We start from the raw sequence: 20378 nt of genomic DNA, 5'->3' as shown, positions 1-20378 counted from the left end.
TCCCTACGGTGTGCAGACCTTGGTGAGTTCGCCGGCCGCGTCGGTGACGGGGCTGAGGTCGGGGGTGTCGTCGCCGTTGTCGACGGCGGTGCGGACGTTGGCGACGGCCTTGCGGAGGTCGTCGACCGCCTTGTTGACGTCGGCGTTGTCGGTCCGGTCGCCGATCCGGTCGAGGTTGTTCTCGATGGAGGCGATGGACCGGCTGGTGCGGGTGGGGTCGTCGGCGGTGTTCTCGACGGCCTGCTGGAGGTCGGTGACGCTGTCGGCGATGGTGTCGGCGGTCTGGACGCAGTCGAGGGCGGTGCCGACGGCGTCGCAGCCGGTGGTGAGGCCGGTGGTGAGCGCGACGGCCGCGAGGGCGGTGGCGATGGTGGTGCGGTGGCCTCGGCGTCTGTTCGCGCCCATGGGTGGTTCCCTCCCCGTTGTCGGGCCCGCGGGCCCCGTTCCCGTTGTGGTGCCGCTGGGGGCGCACGGTGGTGTGCCGTGCGCCCATACTCGTAGACGCGGCGGGTGAGGGGCCGGTTGCCCGGCCGGGCCGTTCCGCTTGGGGTGTCTTTTACTTTTCGAGGACGGCTTCGAGTGCCGTGCGCTGTGCGGCGGCGAGGTCGATGCAGCCGGCGACGGCGAGGTCGAGGAGGGAGTCGAGTTCGGCGCGGTCGAAGGGCTGGGCCTCGGCGGTGCCCTGGACCTCGACGAAGCGGCCGTCGCCGGTGCAGACGACGTTCATGTCGGTCTCGGCGCGGACGTCTTCCTCGTAGCAGAGGTCGAGCAGGGGCACTCCGGCGACGATGCCGACGGAGACGGCGGAGACGGTGCCGGTGAGGGGCTGGCGGCCGGCCTTGACGAGCTTGCGGCCCTGGGCCCAGGTGATGGCGTCGGCGAGGGCGACGTAGGCGCCGGTGATGGCGGCGGTGCGGGTGCCGCCGTCGGCCTGGAGGACGTCGCAGTCGAGGACGACGGTGTTCTCGCCGAGGGCCTTGTAGTCGATGACCGCGCGCAGGGAGCGGCCGATGAGGCGGCTGATCTCGTGGGTGCGGCCGCCGATCTTGCCGCGGACGGACTCGCGGTCGCCGCGGGTGTTGGTGGCGCGGGGGAGCATGGAGTATTCGGCGGTGACCCAGCCTTCGCCGCTGCCCTTGCGCCAGCGGGGCACGCCTTCGGTGACGGAGGCGGTGCAGAAGACCTTGGTGTCACCGAAGGAGACGAGGACGGAGCCTTCTGCGTGCTTGCTCCAGCCGCGTTCGATGGTGACGGGGCGGAGCTGTTCGGGGGTGCGGCCGTCGATTCGAGACATGGCGCCGAGCCTAGCCGTACAACGGGAGGGGCCCCCTCCCTTACCGGGAAGGGGCCCCGTCCGGGGGAGGCGGATGCCTCACATCATGTCTTCGATCTCCGCGGCGATGGGGTCGGCGTCGGTGCCGATGACGACCTGGATGGCGGTGCCCATCTTGACGACGCCGTGGGCTCCGGCGGCCTTGAGGGCGGCGTCGTCGACGAGGCTGGCGTCTGCGACCTCGGTGCGGAGCCGGGTGATGCAGCCTTCGACCTCTTCGATGTTCTCGATGCCGCCGAGCCCGGCAACGATCTTCTCAGCCTTGGTGGCCATGTTCCTTCTCCCTGTTACGAACCGCTTTGTCGCAGTAACCCACAGTTGGCCCAACTTTGCGAGCGGTCGTGTCGTGGGTGCCGAATGCTGGTGTTCACGACGACGGAACCGTCCGCGAACTGGTCTACACCACCAGGCGGACGCCCGCCAAACCAGGCCCCCTCCGCGAGGAGCCCGATGAGCGCAGACGTCACGATCAGCCCCGCCCGTCAGCGCTGGAACGGCCTGTTCCAGGGTTTGCAGAAGATGGGACGCAGCCTCCAGTTGCCGATCGCGGCGCTCCCGGCCGCGGGCATCCTCACCCGGCCGGGACAGCCGGACGTGTTCGGGGACGACGGGCTGGGCTTCTTCAACGGCCGCCGACTGGTGCCGATCGTCATGCCGTTCGTCGCGATCGCGTTCGCGGCGCCGCGTCTGTGGGTGTGGCCGCCGGTGGCGGGACGCCCTGGAGGATTTCTCCAACCGACTGGACGGTCCGGGCTCTTACGGCGCCGGCATCTTCGGGGTGGCGAACCGCGCGTTGCCGGTGATCGGTCTGCACCAGTTCCCGAACGTGCCCATCCGGTTCCAGTTCGACAGCTTCACCAAGCCGGACGGCACGGTGGTGCACGGTGACATCAACACGTCCCTGACGGGTGACCCGACCGCGGGGCAGTTCACCTCGGCCTTCTTCCCGATCATGACGTTCGCGCCGCCGCCGGGGCGGCGCCGGCGATCACGCACTGCGTGCGGCCGGACCGGCGCAAGGAGGTCGGGGGCTGATGCCGTCGGTGGCACTGACGTCGTTTTCGCCATCAAGAGGTTCGATTTGAGGACACCCGGGAGGGAATGGGCAGATGAAGTGGAAGACATCACAAAGGCGTAGAGCGTCGCTTTTGTCACAAAGCCCCCGGACCGGCGGTCCGGGGGCCTTACTTTTGTCCGGTATGAACTGGATCGACCTGCCCGACGAGCACCACGGGTAGTGGCCCGATAGCTGGATTCACGGGTTCCTTAGATGGTCCCCAATCGGCTATAACTGGTCTACACCACTGAGTGGTGTAGACCATCCCCTTGATGGAGGAACGCTATGAGCACCGCCACCGCAACGGCGGCCCCCGCAAAGAAGCGGGGATCCGGCCTGTTCCAAGGCTTGCAGAAGGTCGGTCGCAGCTTGCAGCTGCCGATCGCCGTCCTTCCGGCGGCGGGCATCCTGCTGCGACTCGGGGTGCCGGACATCGCGGAGAAGCTGCACCTGCCCGCGAAGGTCACCGAGGTGTTCGCCACCGCGGGCGGCGCGATCTTCGACAACCTGCCGCTGCTGTTCTGCATCGGTGTCGCGATCGGCTTCGCCAAGAAGGCGGACGGCTCCACCGCACTCGCCGCCCTGGTCGGCTTCCTGGTCTACAGCAACGTCCTCAAGGCGTTCCCCGTCACCGAGGCGAAGATCCAGGCGGGCGCGGACATAGCCGCGACGTACAACAACCCCGGTGTCCTCGGCGGCATCATCATGGGTCTGCTGTCGGCCGTGCTGTGGCAGCGCTACCACCGCAAGAAGCTGGTGGACTGGCTCGGCTTCTTCAACGGCCGCCGCCTGGTGCCGATCATCATGGCCTTCGTCGGCACGGCCATGGGTGTCTTCTTCGGCCTGGTCTGGGAGCCGATCGGTCACGGCATCGCGAACTTCGGCGAGTGGATCACCGGTCTCGGCACGGTCGGCGCGGGTCTGTTCGGTCTCATCAACCGCGCGCTCATCCCGGTCGGCATGCACCAGTTCGTGAACGCCGTCTCCTGGTTCCAGATCGGTGACTTCACCAACTCGGCGGGCACGGTGGTCCACGGTGACCTCAACCGGTTCTTCGCCGGTGACCCGACCGCCGGTCAGTTCATGTCGGGCTTCTTCCCCATCATGATGTTCGGTCTGCCGGCCGCCGCGATCGCCATCGCGCACTCCGCCCGCCCCGAGCGCCGCAAGGCCGTGATGGGCATGATGATCTCGCTGGCGCTGACCTCCTTCGTGACGGGCGTGACCGAGCCGATCGAGTTCTCGTTCATGTTCATCGCCCCGCTGCTGTACGCGATCCACGCGGTGCTGACCGCCCTGTCCATGGCGATCACCTGGGCGCTCGGTGTCCACGCGGGCTTCACGTTCTCGGCCGGCTTCATCGACTACGCGCTGAACTGGAACCTCGCCACCAAGCCCTGGATGATCATCCCGATCGGTCTGGTCTTCGCGGCGATCTACTACGGCGTCTTCCGCTTCGCGATCACCAAGTTCAACCTCCCCACCCCGGGCCGCGAGCCCGAGGAGGAGATCGAGGACCTCACGAAGGCGTGAGTCCCCGCTGAACAGCAGAAGGCCCTCGGAGCGCTGTGGCTCCGGGGGCCTTCGTCATGTCGGGGGACCTGCCCGGCAGTTCGTACGCCGTGGGAGGTGCGGGTCGCGGGGCGTGGAACCCTCGTGCGACTCGGCAGGTCCCGGGTCCTAGACGTCGTACGACGTCCGCGGCGCCGCCAGTTCCAGCGGTCCGTCGTACACCGCTCGCGCGTGCGCCAGGTTGATCGCGGGGTCCGTCCACGGCGGCACATGGGTCAGCACCAGGCGGCGGGCGCCCGCGCGGGCCGCCGTCTCGCCCGCCTCGCGGCCGTTGAGGTGCACGTCGGGGATGTCCTCCCGGCCGTGGGTGAAGGCGGCCTCGCACAGGAACAGGTCGGTGTCCCGGGCGAGTTCCGTCAGCACGTCGGTGACTCCCGTGTCGCCGGAGTACGTCAGCGAACGGCCGCCGTGCTCGATGCGGATGGCGTACGCCTCCACCGGGTGGGCCACGCGCTCGGTGTGCACGGTGAACGGGCCGATCTCGAACGTGGACGGCTTGACCGTGTGGAAGTCGAAGACCTCGCTCATCGACGAGGCGGTGGGGGTGTCGCCGTAGGCCGTGGTGAGGCGGTGCTCGGCGCCCTCGGGCCCGTAGACCGGGATCGGGGCGCACCGGCCGCCGTCGTGGCGGTAGTAGCGCGCGACGAAATAGGCGCACATGTCGATGCAGTGGTCGGCGTGCAGATGACTCAGGAAGATCGCGTCGAGGTCGTAGAGACCGCAGTGGCGCTGCAACTCTCCGAGGGCACCGTTGCCCATGTCGAGAAGCAACCGGAAGCCGTCGGCCTCGACGAGGTAGCTCGAGCAGGCCGATTCCGCGGACGGGAACGACCCCGAACAGCCGACGACGGTGAGCTTCATAAAGCAGAAACCTCCGCTGGCGGGAATGCTGGGAAAAGGGGTGACGGGGGTCGTGCGGTCCGTTGAGCGTAAGGCGCAAAACCGTCGGTCGCTCCTCCGCCTGGGGCCGTTGTGGGCGAACTCACCCGTGGTGTCACCGGATCGGCTGGAAGCGGAGCCCGGGGGCGTGGGGGCAAGGCGCGCGGCGAGGATTGCGCGCCGGTAACGTCGTCGTATGGACACGTCATGGTGGCTGGCGCTGGCGGCGGTGATACTGCTCGCGCTGGTCGCCGTGCTGGTCGACGGCTGGGGGCGGAGCGGCAGACCGGCCGGGCGCCGCAGCCGTCCACCGGGGCGGCCGGGGCGCAGGAGCGGTGCGGGACGGCCGCGGCCGGCGGAGATCTGGTGGGCGAGCGTGCCGTACGAGGACCGGCCCGGGGGCAAGGACCGGCCGTGTCTGGTGCTGTCGGTGCACGGGCGGCGGGCGACGGTCGCGAAGATCACCAGCAGGTATCACGACGAGCGGGCCGGGGTGATCCCGCTGCCGCCGGGCGCGGTCGGGGACGCTCAGGGGCGGACGAGTTTCCTGGAGACGGACGAGTTGCGGCAGGTGCCGCTGATGGACTTCCGGCGACGGGTGGGCGTGGTGGACCCGGTCCTGTGGGACCAGGTGCGACACCTGGCCGGCTGAGGAACGCGCGCGGCCCCGCGGGTTCGGCGCACCGCCGGTTCAGCGCACCGCCGGTTCAGCGCACCGCCGGTTCGGCGCACCGCCGGTTCAGCGCACCGTCACGGTGACGGTCCATTCCTCGACGCTCTTGCAGGACACCTGGCCGGGGCTGCCGTGCTGGGGGCACACCGGCCGGGAGGAACCGAGCTTCGCGTCTCCGGTGACCACCGCGTCGTAGGCGGCGACGGCGTCGCCCGGCAGGAGGACGATGCCCGGGTTCGCGGCCTTCAGCGTGCCGCCGCTCGCCGTGACCGGGCTCCAGGGCCGCTCTCTGGTCCCGTCCAGGGTGATGCGGAGCTGGCCGCCCGTCGTCAGACAGACGGCGCGGCCGTTGTCGGCGGCGGTGAGTTCCACGTGGGACGTGCAGGCCGGTGACTCGGAGGTCCCGGAAGGTGTCCCGGACGCCGACGCGCTCGACGGCGTGCTCGGAAATGTGCTCGAAGGAGTACGCGCGGTGGAGGTCGGGGACGGGGAGCCGTCGCCGCCCGTGTCCCCGTGCTGCGCGCCGCAGCCCGCGAGGAGGAGCGTCGCCGCGGCGACCGTGGTGACCGTCGTGCGGTGGAGCGTCGTACGGCGCATGGGGGGACCGCCTTTCCGCCGGAACCGGTGCCTGGTGCAGATGTGACGTTCCACCCGCGCGTCCGGATCCCCGAAGGGCCCCGGCCGTGTCGCACGGCCGGGGCCCCCGCTCGGCGGTACGGGGTCAGCTGGTCGTGACGGCGGTGTCGTCCACGACGAAGCTGGTCTGGAGGGAGGAGTCCTCCACACCGCTGAACTTGATCGTGACCGTCGAGCCCGCGTACGAGGACAGGTCGAAGGTCTTCTGGGTGTAGCCGGTGGCGGCGTTGAGGTTGGAGTACGTCGCCAGGGTGGTCGAACCGGCGGTGACCGTCAGCTTGTCGTACTGCGAGCTGGTGCTGGTCTCGGCGGTGTCGACGTGCAGGTAGAAGGTGAAGCTCGCCTTGCAGCCGGAGGGGACGGTCACCGACTGGGACAGGGTGTCGGTGTGGGTGGAGCCGTAGCCGTTCATCCAGGCCTTGTACGAACCGGCGTGGGCCGCCTCGCCGGTGTCGTTGGTGATGACTCCGCTGCTCGCGGTCCAGGTGGTGTTGCCGGACTCGAAGCCCGGGTTGCCGAGCAGTTGGGCGGAGGTGCAGGTGCCGCCGCCGGAGGTGCTGACGGTCCAGGTGAAGGAGGCCGATCCGGAGGCTCCGGTGGAGTCCTTCGCGGTGACGGTGGTGCTGTAGGTGCCCGCGGTGGACGCCGTGCCGGAGATCAGGCCGGTCGAGCTGCCGATGGACAGGCCGGTGGGCAGGCCGGTCGCGCTGTAGGTGAGGGTCGCGCCGGCGCTGTCGCCGGCGGATATCTGGAGGCTGACCGAGCCGCCGGTGACGGTCGACTGGCTGCCCGGGTTGGTGACGGTCACCGTGTTGCCGGTGCTGGTGCCGGAGGCGAAGGCGGCGGTGCCGTTGGGGGTGCCCCAGCCGGTCGGGCCGTCGTAGCCGGTGCCCGCGGTGCAGAAGTACGAGGTGGTGCAGGAGCCGTTGTTGCCGCTGGTGACGTCGTACAGGTTGGAGGTGTGGGAGTAGGGGTACTTCGCCGGGTAGTCGCTCGAGCCCGGGGTGCCGGCGAGCGCGTAGACGCCGGCGATGATCGGCGCGGAGGCGCTGGTGCCGCCGTAGACCGCCCAGCCGGAGCCGCCGTAGGTGTCGTAGACCGCCACGCCGGTGGCCGGGTCGGCGACCGCGGAGACGTCGGACTCCATGCGCTTGGTGCAGCCGGTGTCGGTCTGCCAGGTCGGCTTGGCGTCGTAGGCGGAGCAGCCGGAGCCGGTGCCCTCGGTGCTGGACGTCTTCCAGACGGACTCGGTCCAGCCGCGGGTGCTGGAGGAGGTGGACAGCGCGGTGCCGCCGACGGCGGTCACGTACTGGGAGGTCGCCGGGTATTCGGCGCCATAGGCCTCGTCGCCCGAGGAGACGGTGATGGCGACGCCCGGGTGCTTGAAGTAGGAGGTGTCCTCGCTGGTCTGGGAGGAGGACTCGGAGCCGCCCCAGCTGTTGGAGACGAACTTGGCGCCGAGGGCGACGGCTTCGTTCTCGGCGGTGCCGAGGTTGGCGTCGGTCGCGGAGGTGGCCTCGACCAGGATGATGTTGCAGTTGGGGCAGACCGCGCTGACCATGTCGATGTCGAGGGCCTCTTCACCGGCCCAGCCGGTGTCGTTGGTCGGCAGCGAGGTGGTGGAGCCGGTCTGACTGACCTGCTTGAAGCAGCCGTTGGCCTTGGTGCAGGCGGACAGGCCGTACGTCGAGCGGTAAGTGGCCAGGTCCGACTCGGCGTTGGGGTCGTTGTAGGCGTCGACGACGGCGACGGTCAGTCCGGAGCCGCCGGTCGAGGGCAGGTTGTAGGCGCTGTGCAGGTTGGCCGGGCTCAGGCCGGAGGGCGCGGCGGCGGCGAGGGCCGCGGAGAGCTGCTGCTTGATGTCGGTGCGCCGCTGGGCGAAGCAGGACGCGTGGCCGGGCTCGGCGGTGGCGCAGAGGTGCTCGGTCGGCACCTGCTGGCCGGCCCTGCCGGTGGCGTGGACGGTCTGCCGCTCGGGGGCGGTGAGGGCCTGGGCGTTCTGGGTGGTGCGGGAGGTGGCGGTCGCGGCGGGGGTCGCGGCGGCGGTCTGGGCTCCGGCCGCGGGGGCCGCCATGAGGCCTGCGACGGTGAGGGCGAGGGCCGGGACGGCTGCGGTCAGAAGTCTTCGCAGGCTCGGTCGCCGCTTGCTCGGGCGTGACTCACGCATGGGGTACTGCCTCCATCGGATGTGGGGATCTCGACGTGGGTGGCAGGCTTGTGACGCGCGTAGCGGCGGCTCAAACCGCGGTCATGAGCATGACACTTACGACATCGACATGACACTTCGAACACTGACGAACGCTGACACTTCGAACGCTTGGAACACCTTCGGCGCCTCACCTCATCTGAATGATCCAGACATGACAAGGCGCGGGCAGACCGTAGCCCGCCCGGGGAGGGGCCGGGCAGGCTCCTGGGAAGATCTTTGCCGCCTCATAACGCGCCTTAGCCCCCTCATGAGAGGGGGTTGGCGCATCGATGAGAAGGACTATGCCCAGAGCTGGCCGTGGAGGGTCTCGATGGCCTGCTCGGTGGTGGCGGCCGTGTAGACGCCGGTGGAGAGGTACTTCCAGCCGCCGTCGGCCACGACGAAGACGATGTCGGCGCTCTCGCCGGCCTTGACCGCCTTGGCGCCCACGCCGATTGCGGCGTGCAGGGCGGCGCCGGTGGAGACGCCCGCGAAGATGCCCTCCTGCTGGAGGAGCTCACGGGTGCGGGTGACGGCGTCGGCGGAGCCGACGGAGAAGCGGGTGGTCAGCACGGAGGCGTCGTAGAGCTCGGGGACGAAGCCCTCGTCGAGGTTGCGCAGGCCGTAGACGAGGTCGTCGTAGCGCGGCTCGGCGGCGACGATCTTGACGTCCGGCTTGTGCTCGCGCAGGAACCGGCCCACGCCCATGAGGGTGCCCGTGGTGCCGAGGCCGGCCACGAAGTGGGTGACGGAGGGCAGGTCGGCGAGGATCTCGGGGCCGGTGGTGGCGTAGTGGGCGCCGGCGTTGTCGGGGTTGCCGTACTGGTAGAGCATCACCCAGTCGGGGTGCTCGGCGGCGAGTTCCTTGGCGACGCGCACGGCGGTGTTGGAGCCGCCCGCGGCCGGGGAGGGGATGATCTCGGCGCCCCACATGCCGAGCAGGTCCCGGCGCTCCTGGGAGGTGTTCTCGGGCATGACGCAGACCATGCGGTAGCCCTTGAGCTTGGCAGCCATGGCCAGGGAGATGCCGGTGTTGCCCGAGGTGGGTTCGAGGATCGTGCAGCCGGGGGTGAGCCGGCCGTCCTTCTCGGCCTGCTCGATCATGTGCAGGGCGGGGCGGTCCTTGACGGAGCCGGTGGGGTTGCGGTCCTCCAGCTTGGCCCAGATGCGGACGTCGGAGGACGGCGACAGCCGCGGCAGGCGCACCAGAGGGGTGTTGCCCACCGCGGCCAGCGGGGAGTCGTAGCGCATGGGTGCTCAGGGACCGATCAGGCCATGCCGCCGGCGACGGCCGGCAGGATCGTGACGTTGTCGCCGTCGGCCAGCTTGGTGTTGATGCCGTCGAGGAAGCGGACGTCCTCGTCGTTGAGGTAGACGTTGACGAAGCGGCGCAGTTCGCCGCCGTCCACGATGCGGGCCTGGATGCCCGCATGGCGGGTGTCGAGGTCGGCGAACAGCTCGGCGAGGGTCTCCCCGTTGGCGTCGACCGCCTTCGCGCCGTCGGTGTAGGTGCGGAGGATGGTGGGGATGCGGACCTCGATGGCCATGGCTGAGGGCTCCTGTCGGGAGTGGCGGGTTCGGTGGGCGCGCGGCGGTGCCGGGCGTGGTGGCGCGGATCGGGCGCCGCGGCTCACGGGCCGTACGGCGGCAGGGGTCGGCGTCAACAGATGGCGCTGGCGAGCCTGCACAGGTCGACGTGCAGCCGCGCCACGAGCAGTGCGCCCGGCGTCTTCTCGCTCACGTCGTACAGAACCATGGGCTCATCGTATCGATTCCCGGCCCGGGTTCCGGAGGGCCATCCCACATGACGGACTCTTTTCGACCGAGGCTTGAGATCAGTACGCCTCTACGACCTTGACCTCCTCCTCCGTCACCTGGCCTTCGACGATCCGGAAGGAGCGGAACTGGAAGTCGCCGGCGCCGTCGGTGTCCGCGGTGGAGACGAGGACGTAGTGGGCGCCGGGCTCGTTGGCGTAGGTCAGGTCGGTGCGGGAGGGATAGGCCTCGGTCGCGGTGTGGGAGTGGTAGATGATCACCGGCTCCTCGTCGCGGTCGTCCATCTCGCGGTAGAGCTTGAGCAGGTCCTGGGAGTCGAACTCGTAGAACGTGGGCGAGCGGGCGGCGTTCAGCATGGGGATGAAGCGCTCGGGGCGGCCTTCGCCCACCGGGCCCGCGACGACGCCGCAGGCTTCGTCGGGGTGGTCCTGGCGCGCGTGGTCGACGATCCGGTCGTACAGGGCCTGGGTGATGGTCAGCATGCCGGTCAGGATAAACAGACGGGCCCTGCCGTACCGAAGAGTGGTACGGCAGGGCCCGTATGCCGGACGCCCTGAGCGGCTGCCGCAGGGAACGCCACGAGTGCTCCCTGCGGCCGGACGTCCTCCGGGTGGTCAGCCCACGTTCTCGAATTCGGGCGCGCGGCGCTCGGCGACCTGGGGGTTGCGGGCCTTGATCGCGTACCAGCCCACCGCGAGGGCGGCGGCCCAGCCGGCCATCACGTAGAGGCAGACGCGGGAGTCGGAGTCGAAGGCGATGAGGCCGGTGACGAAGAGCAGGAACGCGATGGCGACCCAGCTGAATTTGGCACCGCCGGGCGCCGGGAAGGAGGAGGCGGGCAGGCGGCCGGCGTCGACGGCGCGGCGGTAGAGGACGTGGCTGATCAGGATCATCAGCCAGGTCCAGATGCCGGCCGCGGTGGCGACGGAGGTGACGTAGCCGAAGGCCTTCTCCGGGACGACGTAGTTGAGGACGACGCCGATGCCCATGAAGAGCATGGAGACGGTGATGCCGATGGCGGGGGTCTTGGTGGCGGAGAGCCGGTTGAAGACCTTGGGGGCCTCGCCGTTGTCCGCGAGGGTGCGCAGCATGCGGCCGGTGGAGTACATGCCGGAGTTGCAGGAGGACAGGGCGGCGGTCAGAACCACGAAGTTGACGATACCCGCACCCGCCGGGATGCCGATCTTCGCGAACGCCTCGACGAAGGGGCTGACACCGGGGGCGAACTCGGTCCACTTCACCACGCAGAGGATGACGGTGAGGGCGCCGACGTAGAAGAGGGCGATGCGCCAGGGCAGGGTGTTGATCGCCTTGGGGAGGGTCTTCTCGGGGTTCTCGGACTCGCCCGCGGTGACGCCGACGAGCTCGACGGCGAGGTAGGCGAACATGACGCCCTGGAGGGTCATCAGGGAGGAGCCGATGCCCTTGGGGAAGAAGCCGTCGAACTGCCAGAGGTTGGCGACGGAGGCGGTGTCACCGGCGGCGCTGAAGCCGAAGGTGAGGACGCCGAGGCCGATGACGATCATGCCGACGAGGGCGGTGACCTTGACCATCGAGAACCAGAACTCGATCTCGCCGAAGAGCTTGACGGAGATCAGGTTGGCCACGAAAAGGACGATCAGGAACACCAGCGCGGTCACCCATTGCGGGATGTGCGGGAACCAGAAGTGGACGTAGATCGCGGCGGCGGTGAGTTCCGCCATGCCGGTGACGACCCACATCAGCCAGTAGGTCCAGCCGGTGAAGTAGCCGAAGAACGGGCCGAGGAACTCGCGGGAGTACTCCGCGAAGGAACCGGAGACGGGCCGGTAGAGGAGCAGCTCGCCGAGCGCCCGCATGATGAAGAAGATGACCACGCCCGCGAGGGCGTACATGAAGATGAGACTGGGGCCGGCCTTGGCGATGTTCGCCCCGGCGCCGAGGAAGAGCCCGACACCGACGGCTCCGCCGATCGCGATCATCTGGACCTGACGGCTGCCGAGTCCGCGCTCGTACCCCTCTTCGGGGGTGCTGTCCTTGTCGACCTGCACAGAGGTCATGTGTGGTGCGCCTTTCTCCATGCCGAACCGGGCCTTTCGTCGGCCCCGGATCGGGTTGCGATCCCCCCGGATGTATGGAGCGAGCGGGCTCGGGACTCTCCGAGTCCGCTCCGTGCCTGGCCGACGGTCGTCGGCTCGGTGGCGCACCCGGCGGGGGCATGGGTGGTCCTCGCCGGGCGGTCGTGAAGATTTATCACGCCCCTACTTTTGATCGTCGAGGCGATTTGTGGCGCATCGCACAAGAAGAAGCGGCCAAAGGGTGCACAAAGTGGACACACTCGGCCGCTGCGGTAACGCGATCGTTATTCGGATTTGAGTGTCCGCTGAGCGAACACCCCCTCGATGGACCAGGGGGCGCCGGTCCGGACATGAAGTGCGCCCGTCAGGGCATGAGGGTGGACACGAGCGTCTCCTGGAGCCCGCCCAGCCAGAGATAGGCCATCACCATCGGCTTGCGCGGGTCCTCGTCCGGGAGGCGGTAGAGGAGGTCGCCGTCCTCCTCGTCGGCGATCTCCAACCGGGCACCGATCGCCAGGCGCAGGTCGTTCAGGGCACTCAGCCACTGCCGGGACTCGGCGGGCGACAGCTTGAGCACCGCGCCGCTGTCTCCGGCGGCGGAGGTGAGCGCGTCCAGGGTCCGGATCACCGCCAGCGCGTTCTCGCGCTTGCCGGCCCGCAGGTCGTTCTCGGTGTACCGGCGGAACTCCGCGGAGTGCGCCCGCTGCTCCTCCGCCTCCTTCGGTCCCGGGTTCGCTTCCGGGTCGCCGTAGGCGTCGGGGAAGAGCCGTCTGAGGACCGGGTCGGCGGGCGGCTCGCTCGGGCCCTCGGCGAACAGCTCGGCGAGCGGGTCGGCCGAGGCGTCCTCGGTGGGGCCGGGACCGATGAGTTCCAGGAGCTGGACGGTCAGCGAGCGGATGATGGAGATCTCGACGTCGTCGAGGGCGACGGCCGCGCCGCCGCCGGGGAGCGGTTCGAAGTGTCCTGGCATGGAGGCGATTCGCTACTTCCGGTCCTGCTGGAGGGTGGCCCACAGACCGTAGCCGTGCATGGCCTGCACGTCGCGTTCCATCTCCTCGCGACTGCCGCTGGAGACGACCGCCCGGCCCTTGTGGTGGACGTCGAGCATGAGCTTGGTGGCCTTGTCCTTGGTGTAGCCGAAGTACGACTGGAAGACGTACGTCACATAGCTCATCAGGTTGACCGGGTCGTTGTGGACGATCGTGACCCAGGGGACGTCGGGCTCGGGTACGGCGAAGACCTCCTCCGCCGATTCGGTGCGTTCGATCTCCAGGGGTGCGGGTGACGTCACAGTGACCATGCTGCCACCCGAGGGGGGTGGTCGCACAAACCGGCCGCCCGCGGCACCCCCGAAACTGAAATCGTCAGAGTGACGAAATGGGAGTACGATCCGGGTCATGGACGTAGCGGACCTTGGGTTGCCGGTGGACGTTCCCTCTACGGCGCTCTTCACCGACCAGTACGAACTCACCATGCTCCGGGCCGCGCTCGAGGCGGGCACCGCCGAGCGGCGCAGCGTGTTCGAGGTGTTCACCCGGCGGCTGCCGGAAGGACGGCGCTACGGCGTCGTCGCGGGCACCGGGCGCGTGCTGGACGCGATCGAGAACTTCCGCTTCGACGCGGACGTCCTCGCCTTCCTGCGCGAACGCTCGGTCGTCGACGAGGCGACCCTGGCCTGGCTCGCCTCCTACCGGTTCTCCGGTGACGTGTGGGGCTATCCCGAGGGCGAGGTGTACTTCCCGGGCTCACCGATCATGCGGGTCGAGGGCTCCTTCGCGGAGTGCGTGCTGCTGGAGACGGTGATCCTGTCCGTCCTCAACCACGACTCGGCGATCGCCGCCGCCGCCTCCCGGATGTCCTCCGCCGCCGGCGGACGGCCGCTGATCGAGATGGGCGCCCGGCGCACCCACGAGCTGGCCGCGGTCGCCTCGGCGCGCGCCGCGTACGTGGGCGGTTTCAGCTCCACCTCCGACCTGGCGGCCGGTTTCCGCTACAACATCCCGACCGTCGGCACCTCCGCCCACGCCTTCACCCTGCTGCACGACCGGGAGCGGGACGCGTTCCGGGCGCAGGTCGCCTCGCTGGGCCGGGGCACGACCCTGCTGGTGGACACCTACGACGTCGCCGAGGCGGTCCGTGCGGCGGTCGAGATCGCCGGGCCCGAGCTGGGCGCGGTGCGCATCGACTCCGGCGACCTGCTGCTGGTCGCGCACCGGGTGCGCCAGCAGCTCGACGAGCTGGGCGCCACCGACACGAAGATCATCGTGACCTCCGACCTGGACGAGTACGCGATCGCCTCGCTGGCGGCGGCGCCGGTGGACGCGTACGGCGTCGGTACGCAGCTGGTGACCGGGTCCGGGCACCCGACCTGCTCGATGGTGTACAAGCTGGTCGCCCGGGCCAATTCCACCGATCCGAAGGCGCCGCTGCTGCCGGTGGCGAAGAAGTCCGGCGGCGGCAAGACCTCCGTCGGGGGCCGCAAGTGGGCCGCGCGGCGGCTGGACGCGTACGGGGTCGCCGAGGCCGAGGTCGTCGGCACGGGAGCGGTGCCGACCGAGCTGCTCGACCGGCGGCTGCTGGTCGAGCTGGTCAAGGGCGGTGAGGTCGTCGCCCGCGAGCCCCTGGACGTCGTACGCGACCGGCACCGGACGGCCGTCGCCGGTCTGCCGCTGTCGGCCACCCAGCTCTCCCGGGGAGAACCCGTCATTCCTACGGAGTACGTCCACGGACGGTCGGGTAACTAGAGCGAGTGCCCGCACGCATCCCCCCGGCCACCCTCTCCCGTACGGCCCGCGAAGTCTCTAGGCTCGGAACTTCGCGGCCGGGTCCCTGTCCCGCGCCGTCCCCCGACCTCTTCCCGACCCCCTCCCCCGTCCTCTCCTCCCGTCCTCTCCCCCACCGCGATCCCACTGCCGAAGGACATCCGCCATGCGCCGCGCCCTGATCGTCGTAGATGTGCAGAACGACTTCTGCGAGGGAGGCAGCCTCGCGGTGGCCGGGGGTGCCGACGTCGCCGCCGCGATCACCGAGCTGATCGGGCAGGCGCCCGCCGGCTACCGGCACGTGGTGGCCACCCGTGACCACCACATCGCACCCGGCGGCCACTTCGCCGACAACCCCGACTTCGTCCGCTCCTGGCCCGCGCACTGCGTCGCCGGCACGGAGGGGGTGGGCTTCCACCCGAACTTCGCGCCCGTGGTCGCCTCCGGGGCGATCGACGCCGTGTTCGACAAGGGGGCGTACTCGGCGGCGTACAGCGGCTTCGAGGGCGCCGACGAGAACGGGGTCACGCTGGGCGACTGGCTCAGGGCGCGGGAGATCGAGGAGGTGGACGTGGTGGGCATCGCCACCGACCACTGTGTACGGGCCACCGCCCTGGACGCGGTACGGCAGGGCTTCCGCACCCACGTGCTCCTCGACCTGACCGCCGGGGTGGCCGAGGAGAGCACCGGCCGGGCACTGGAGGAGCTGCGGGCCGCGGGGGTGGAGCTGACCGGCAAGCCGGTCGTCTGAGGCTCGTCAGACGGGCGCCGCCGGGCGTCTGAGCAGGGCGCGGATGGGGTGCCACAGCTCCGGCGGGGTGACCTCGCCGTCGGGCGCCGTGCGCCATATCAGGCCGTCGGGGTGGTGCAGGACCGCGGTGATCTCGTCCGGGGTCGGCGGGGCCGCGTTGCCCCGCAGGTAGACGGCGCGCAGACCGAGGTTGCGCAGCCTGGTCAGGGCCCGGGCCCGGTTGCGGGCGTGCACGAGCACCCGGACACCGCACGAGCCGTCGGCGTCGGGGCTGGGCAGGTTCAGCGCCACCACCACCATGCCGTCCGGCAACTTGCAGAAACCTCCCACAGCCATGCGGTCACACCCCCGTGCGTATCGGTGTCAATAAGAAATCCACAGCACGCACCTAAACACGATCGGCGGCAACCCGCCAAGGGGTTGCCGCCGATACGCCTGTGACCTGCTAAAACGCCGTTTACTTGGCGGAGGGGCTGACCAGGAGCTTGATCGTCGAGCCGCTCAGCGGCTCCTGGACGATCGTGATCCGGGTGTTGGTGTCAGTGATCTTGACACCGGCCCGCGGGTTCGACGCGTCGTAGTACGTCGACCTGCCGTCGTCGAAGACCGGGACCCCGGCCTGCGACTTGATCTTGGTGGCGACGTCGGCCTTGTGCAGCGTGACGGCGTCGGTCGGGTACCAGCTGAACGGGGAGTCGTAGGCCTGGATGCGGTTGCGCATCAGCGTGCCGTCCGCCCACTTCAGCGGCGTCGGGTGCGAGTCGATCGGCAGGATCAGGCCCGTGCCCGGGTGCGCGCTGGTGTTGTCGTCGACCTGGGAGGTGTCCCACTTCCAGATCAGCAGACCGTTCTGGTACGCGTAGTGCTCCACCCAGTCCGGACGGGTCGTCGAGAAGCCGAAGTTGTACGGACCGGTCTTCAACTGCTGGTCGTACGACACGTACTGGCGGTTCTCGGCGATGTAGTACTGGTCGTAGTCGTCCGTGACGGACGCGCCGACCCGGGTGAAGCCGGCCGCCGTCCAAGCGGTGTCCGCGGCCTCGGCGTTGTCGGAGAACACCGTGGCGCCGTCGGCGGTCACGGTGATCTCGTCGGCCGTGAAGCCCTTCAGCGCCGCACCGCCGTCGGTCTGGTAGCGGAAGCGCAGGTCGACCTTCTTGCCCGCGTAGGCGTCGAGGGGGAACGTCAGCTTCTGGTACGCGGCCACCGAACCGGTGAGGGCGGGCTTGCCGCTGCCGTCACGCGGGATGGCGGTGCCGTCGGCCAGAGTTCCGTCGACGGGCGTCCAGTTGGCGCCGCCGTCGGTGGACACCTCGGTGTAGAGGTAGTCGTAGTCCTGCTCGATGTCCCACCAGCCGTCGAGGGTGAGGCTCGCGGACGCCTTGCCGGTCAGATCGACCGAGCGGGTCAGGGTGTTGTGCAGGTCGTTGCCGCTGCCGCTCCACCACTGCGTGGCGCCCTGGGCCGGGGCGACGACGTCCGTGGTGACCGTCTTCTTCGGCAACTGGACCACGAGGGCCTGCGGGTTCTTGGTGTTGTACTCCGCGACGCCCAGCGTGTGCGCGGACAGCTTGCCGGCCTTCGCCAGGTCGTAGTCGAGCCAGCCGAGCTGGAGCTTGTCCCAGGCGTTCATGTCGCCGGGCAGGTCGCCGATGGCGTCCTTGCCGGTGCCGAGCCAGGAACCGGACGACATCAGCGTCCAGAAGCCGGTGGAGTTCTCGCCGCCCGCGGTGTCGTACTCGTCGGGCAGACCGAGGTCGTGGCCGTACTCGTGGGCGTAGACGCCCAGGCCGCCGTTCTCCGGCTGGATGGTGTAGTCGCCGACCCAGATGCCGGTGTCGCCGATCTGCGTGCCGCCGAGCTTGTTGGTGTCCGGGCCGGTGGAACCGGCGTCGGTGCCGAAGGCGTACCAGCGGTGCGCCCAGATCGCGTCCTCGCCCTGGGCGCCGCCGCCCGCGGACTCGTCCTCACCGGCGTGCACGATCTGGAAGTGGTCGATGTAGCCGTCGGGCTCGTTGAAGTTGCCGTCGCCGTCGTAGTCGTAGCGGTCCCACTGGTCGTACTGGGCCAGCTCGGTCCTGATCTGGGCGGCGGTGTCGCCGGCCGCCTCGCGCTGGGCGACCCAGGCGTTGACGCCGTCCTGCACCGCGTACCAGGCGCCGGTGGCGGCGTCGTTGGAGCCGTAACGGGCCTCGTTGTAGGGGACCTTGACCCAGTCGGTGACCTCGCCGTCGACCGAGTAGCGGCCCGAGGACTGCTTCTCGTAGTACTTCTTCAGCGACTCGGTGTTCTTGCCGGTGCCGAAGTACAGGTCCTGGAAGTGCGCCTGGTTGTAGTCCGCCTGCCAGGCGGTGCTGTTGTCCTGGGCGCGGTCCGGCGCGCCGATCTGGTTGTGCAGCGGGCCCGCGGTGCCGCCGTAGCGGCTGTCGACCTGGTCGCCGAACTCCACCAGGATCGTGAAGATCTTGTCGGTCTTCTCGCGGCCGAGCTCGACGTACTTGCTGCCGCCCTGCTTGCCCTTGAGCTGGACGACCTGCGAGCCGTTGCGGTCCTTGACCGTGGCCTTGCCGGCTATGACCTGCTGGAGGGCCTCCTTGCGCTGGGCGTCCTGAGTCTTGCTCAGGGGCCCGTCGAAGTCGTGCTCCTTGCTCTTGACCGGCTGCGGATCGTGCCGGTCCACCACGGGGCTTCCCGCGGACGTGCTCTCCGCGGCCTGCGCCACCGCGAAGGTCGAGAACGTCACCGAGGCCGCCGCTAGGGCGACGACCGTGGCGGCCGCTCTGAAGGTCCTGGGTCTGCTGCTCACTTGATGTCCTCCCCTGACGCAACCGAACGCGCGGAAGGGGGGCCTGTTCAGGAAAGGTCCGCGCACGGTTAAACGCGTGTAGTCAAGTGACGTCATTTGACTACTGGTTTACGAGAAAAGACAGACCTTGACTTGAGCAGGACAACTGCACTATGCGAAGCATGAGTTCGCATTGCGGACACGAGGCCGTAACACAACGGGCGCGCACAGACGTCCACTTGGCGGACTCCATGACTCCGTGCGCCCCCTGTGCACCAGCGCTGTCGGTAAGGTCACGCTTACCGTTCGTTCCGCTCGGGCATGCAGCCGATTAGAGTCGACTGGCGGAAGGCCAGGAAGTCGGCGGAATGCCAGGCCGCCACCCCCTCTGACCCCCCTTTCTCATCCGAGGACACGATTGCCATGCCTCGTCCGACTGCCGCACAGCTCGCCTACGGTTCGTCCACCGTGATCTTCTCGACGCTCGCCATGCTGCTGCTGTCACAGACGAGTTCGGGTGTGGGGATCGCGGTCATCGCCCTCGCGGCGCTCGCGCTGGGGCTCCTCGTCTCGATGACGGTCCCCCTGCCGAAGTCACGCGCCGCCGCCACCGCTGCGGCCGAGGCGCGCACGGCCGCCGGCGTCCCGGTACCGCCCGAACTCGTCGAGGTCTCCCAGGGCGTCAAGGCCGTCGAGGCCGTCCAGGCCGTCGAGGAGCGGGTGCCGACGGCTTCCTGACCGCGTCCGGCACACAGCCGGTTCGGCACGCCGCCGTCTCCGGACGCAGTCGGTTGCGGACACAGTCGGCGGGCCCGTGTTCCCACGGGCCCGCCGACTCGTCGTCCTGGGTCAACCGGTGCTGACCACCACCGTCTTGGCCGCCTTGTCGTGCAGGCCCTGCTTGTAGGGCCGGTCGAAGAAGCTCCAACCACCGGCGATGGCCGTCCAGATGCAGGCACAGCAGAAGGCGAACGGGATCCACAGCACCGCCGCGCGCACCAGCGAGGTCTGCGTGGAGGGCGTCGCGCCGTCGTCGAGGTCCGCCACCCGCATGCCGAGCCACTTCTTGCCGAGGGTCTGGCCCGACCTGCTGATCAGGAAGGTGTCGTAGGCGATGTAGAGCACGGCCGCGATGAGCGACTGCGCGAAGGACCTGCCGTAGGAGATCCTGTCGGCGTCCATCCCGAGCTCCTGGACCCCGATGGGCCAGGTGACCAGCCAGACCACGATGCCGACGAGGACCATGTCGATGATCCGGGCGAGGGTGCGCCTGCCGCTGTCCGCCAGCGGGGGCATGCCGGCCAGCGGGTCGGCCGGGTACTGGCCGCCGCCGTAGGGACCTCCGCCGCCATAGGGGTCACCGCCGTAGGGGCCGCCGCCGTGGGGCGGGGGCTGGCCGCCGTACGGGCCGCCACCGCCCGGAGGAGGCGGCTGACGGCCGTCGTACGGGCCGCCGCCGCCCTGGTGCCATCCCCCGCCCGGAGGCGGCTGACCGCCCGGAGGCGGGGTCTGCGGACCGCCCTGGGGCGCGTCGTACGGCGAGCCCGCGCCCTGCCCGGGCGGGGGCTGCTTTCCGAACGGGTCGTCGTCCGGTGGCTGCGGTCCGGAGCCGGGGGGCGGTTCGCTGCTCATGGCCCGAGTCGACCTCGAACCCTCCGGTTCCGCATCCGGCGAGCGGCCGTCCGGAGTACGGACCAGGGCCGCGCCCCTGCGCACACGGCCGGGTCGGCCGCACCCAGGCGTTCGCCGTCAGGCGTTCGCCGTCAGGCGTTCACCGTCAGGCGTTCACCGTCAGGCGTTCACCGTCAGGCGCTCACCGTCAGGCGCTCACCGTCAGGCGCTCACCGTCAGGCGCTCACCGTCAGGCGCTCACCGTCAGGCGCTCACCGTCAGGCGCTCACCGTCAGGC

21 protein-coding genes and 1 pseudogene are annotated in these 20378 nt (G+C 69.7%); 6 read left to right on the top strand and 16 right to left on the bottom strand.

Going from position 1 to position 20378, the window contains the following annotated elements; all coding sequences use genetic code 11:
• Positions 1-3: 3 nt before the first annotated feature.
• The 3 genes from ACWC24_RS00155 to ACWC24_RS00145 form a co-directional block, all read right to left on the bottom strand.
• Complete coding sequence (locus tag ACWC24_RS00155) at positions 4-405, bottom strand: hypothetical protein (protein WP_450660564.1); 402 nt, start codon at positions 403-405, stop codon at positions 4-6.
• Positions 406-556: 151 nt separating this feature from the next.
• Positions 557-1294, bottom strand: a complete 738-nt coding sequence (gene rph, locus ACWC24_RS00150; RefSeq protein WP_450660563.1) for a ribonuclease PH — start codon at positions 1292-1294, stop codon at positions 557-559.
• 78 nt (positions 1295-1372) lie between these two features.
• Positions 1373-1606 (bottom strand): glucose PTS transporter subunit EIIB, encoded by a 234-nt coding sequence (locus ACWC24_RS00145; protein WP_152892847.1) that lies wholly within the window; start codon positions 1604-1606, stop codon positions 1373-1375.
• Between the two features lie 177 nt (positions 1607-1783).
• Here ACWC24_RS00145 and ACWC24_RS00140 point away from each other — a divergent pair.
• Positions 1784-2394 (top strand): annotated as a pseudogene (locus tag ACWC24_RS00140) (PTS transporter subunit EIIC); the annotation flags it as partial.
• 281 nt (positions 2395-2675) lie between these two features.
• On the top strand, positions 2676-3923 hold the full coding sequence (locus ACWC24_RS00135) for a PTS transporter subunit EIIC (RefSeq protein WP_450660562.1): 1248 nt from the start codon (positions 2676-2678) through the stop codon (positions 3921-3923).
• A gap of 147 nt (positions 3924-4070) precedes the next feature.
• On the opposite strand, the gene ACWC24_RS00130 is transcribed toward ACWC24_RS00135, so the two are convergent.
• Positions 4071-4823: an MBL fold metallo-hydrolase gene (locus ACWC24_RS00130; RefSeq protein WP_450660561.1), complete on the bottom strand. Its 753-nt coding sequence runs from the start codon at positions 4821-4823 to the stop codon at positions 4071-4073.
• A 214-nt stretch (positions 4824-5037) separates the two neighbouring features.
• On the opposite strand from ACWC24_RS00130, the gene ACWC24_RS00125 reads away from it, so the two are divergent.
• Complete coding sequence (locus tag ACWC24_RS00125; protein ID WP_450660560.1) at positions 5038-5493, top strand: type II toxin-antitoxin system PemK/MazF family toxin; 456 nt, start codon at positions 5038-5040, stop codon at positions 5491-5493.
• Between the two features lie 87 nt (positions 5494-5580).
• On the opposite strand, the gene ACWC24_RS00120 is transcribed toward ACWC24_RS00125, so the two are convergent.
• The 9 genes from ACWC24_RS00120 to clpS form a co-directional block, all read right to left on the bottom strand.
• Positions 5581-6111 carry a hypothetical protein gene (locus tag ACWC24_RS00120; RefSeq protein WP_450660559.1) on the bottom strand — a complete coding sequence of 177 codons (531 nt, stop codon included), beginning with the start codon at positions 6109-6111 and terminating at the stop codon, positions 5581-5583.
• A 124-nt stretch (positions 6112-6235) separates the two neighbouring features.
• Positions 6236-8317, bottom strand: coding sequence for a putative Ig domain-containing protein (locus tag ACWC24_RS00115; protein WP_450660558.1), 2082 nt, complete (start codon positions 8315-8317; stop codon positions 6236-6238).
• Positions 8318-8638: 321 nt separating this feature from the next.
• Positions 8639-9589, bottom strand: a complete 951-nt coding sequence (locus tag ACWC24_RS00110; RefSeq protein ID WP_450660557.1) for a PLP-dependent cysteine synthase family protein — start codon at positions 9587-9589, stop codon at positions 8639-8641.
• 17 nt (positions 9590-9606) lie between these two features.
• Positions 9607-9885 (bottom strand): MoaD/ThiS family protein, encoded by a 279-nt coding sequence (locus ACWC24_RS00105; RefSeq protein ID WP_450660556.1) that lies wholly within the window; start codon positions 9883-9885, stop codon positions 9607-9609.
• Between the two features lie 113 nt (positions 9886-9998).
• Positions 9999-10094 carry a winged helix-turn-helix domain-containing protein gene (locus ACWC24_RS00100; protein ID WP_238427166.1) on the bottom strand — a complete coding sequence of 32 codons (96 nt, stop codon included), beginning with the start codon at positions 10092-10094 and terminating at the stop codon, positions 9999-10001.
• A 79-nt stretch (positions 10095-10173) separates the two neighbouring features.
• Positions 10174-10596, bottom strand: coding sequence for a Mov34/MPN/PAD-1 family protein (locus tag ACWC24_RS00095; RefSeq protein WP_450660555.1), 423 nt, complete (start codon positions 10594-10596; stop codon positions 10174-10176).
• Positions 10597-10728: 132 nt separating this feature from the next.
• The gene (locus tag ACWC24_RS00090; protein WP_450660554.1) at positions 10729-12153 is read right to left on the bottom strand and encodes an amino acid permease; all 1425 of its coding nucleotides are present in this window, start codon (positions 12151-12153) and stop codon (positions 10729-10731) included.
• 382 nt (positions 12154-12535) lie between these two features.
• Complete coding sequence (locus ACWC24_RS00085; RefSeq protein ID WP_450660553.1) at positions 12536-13141, bottom strand: DUF2017 domain-containing protein; 606 nt, start codon at positions 13139-13141, stop codon at positions 12536-12538.
• A 12-nt stretch (positions 13142-13153) separates the two neighbouring features.
• Positions 13154-13471: an ATP-dependent Clp protease adapter ClpS gene (gene clpS, locus ACWC24_RS00080; protein ID WP_450660552.1), complete on the bottom strand. Its 318-nt coding sequence runs from the start codon at positions 13469-13471 to the stop codon at positions 13154-13156.
• Between the two features lie 97 nt (positions 13472-13568).
• On the opposite strand from clpS, the gene ACWC24_RS00075 reads away from it, so the two are divergent.
• Both ACWC24_RS00075 and ACWC24_RS00070 read left to right on the top strand, forming a co-directional pair.
• Positions 13569-14915: a nicotinate phosphoribosyltransferase gene (locus ACWC24_RS00075; protein WP_450660551.1), complete on the top strand. Its 1347-nt coding sequence runs from the start codon at positions 13569-13571 to the stop codon at positions 14913-14915.
• A gap of 184 nt (positions 14916-15099) precedes the next feature.
• Positions 15100-15684, top strand: coding sequence for an isochorismatase family protein (locus ACWC24_RS00070; protein WP_450660550.1), 585 nt, complete (start codon positions 15100-15102; stop codon positions 15682-15684).
• Between the two features lie 6 nt (positions 15685-15690).
• On the opposite strand, the gene ACWC24_RS00065 is transcribed toward ACWC24_RS00070, so the two are convergent.
• Together ACWC24_RS00065 and ACWC24_RS00060 are read right to left on the bottom strand one after the other, a co-directional pair.
• Positions 15691-16020, bottom strand: a complete 330-nt coding sequence (locus tag ACWC24_RS00065; protein ID WP_450660549.1) for a hypothetical protein — start codon at positions 16018-16020, stop codon at positions 15691-15693.
• Positions 16021-16141: 121 nt separating this feature from the next.
• Complete coding sequence (locus ACWC24_RS00060) at positions 16142-18490, bottom strand: immune inhibitor A domain-containing protein (RefSeq protein WP_450660548.1); 2349 nt, start codon at positions 18488-18490, stop codon at positions 16142-16144.
• Between the two features lie 402 nt (positions 18491-18892).
• On the opposite strand from ACWC24_RS00060, the gene ACWC24_RS00055 reads away from it, so the two are divergent.
• The gene (locus tag ACWC24_RS00055) at positions 18893-19207 is read left to right on the top strand and encodes a hypothetical protein (RefSeq protein WP_450660547.1); all 315 of its coding nucleotides are present in this window, start codon (positions 18893-18895) and stop codon (positions 19205-19207) included.
• Positions 19208-19318: 111 nt separating this feature from the next.
• Here ACWC24_RS00055 and ACWC24_RS00050 read toward each other — a convergent pair whose 3' ends face one another.
• Positions 19319-20101: an RDD family protein gene (locus tag ACWC24_RS00050; protein ID WP_450660546.1), complete on the bottom strand. Its 783-nt coding sequence runs from the start codon at positions 20099-20101 to the stop codon at positions 19319-19321.
• Positions 20102-20378 lie beyond the last annotated feature (277 nt).

It is taken from the genome of Streptomyces sp. NPDC001443, assembly GCF_053597355.1.
This window is presented reverse-complemented; position numbering and strand designations above follow the sequence as displayed.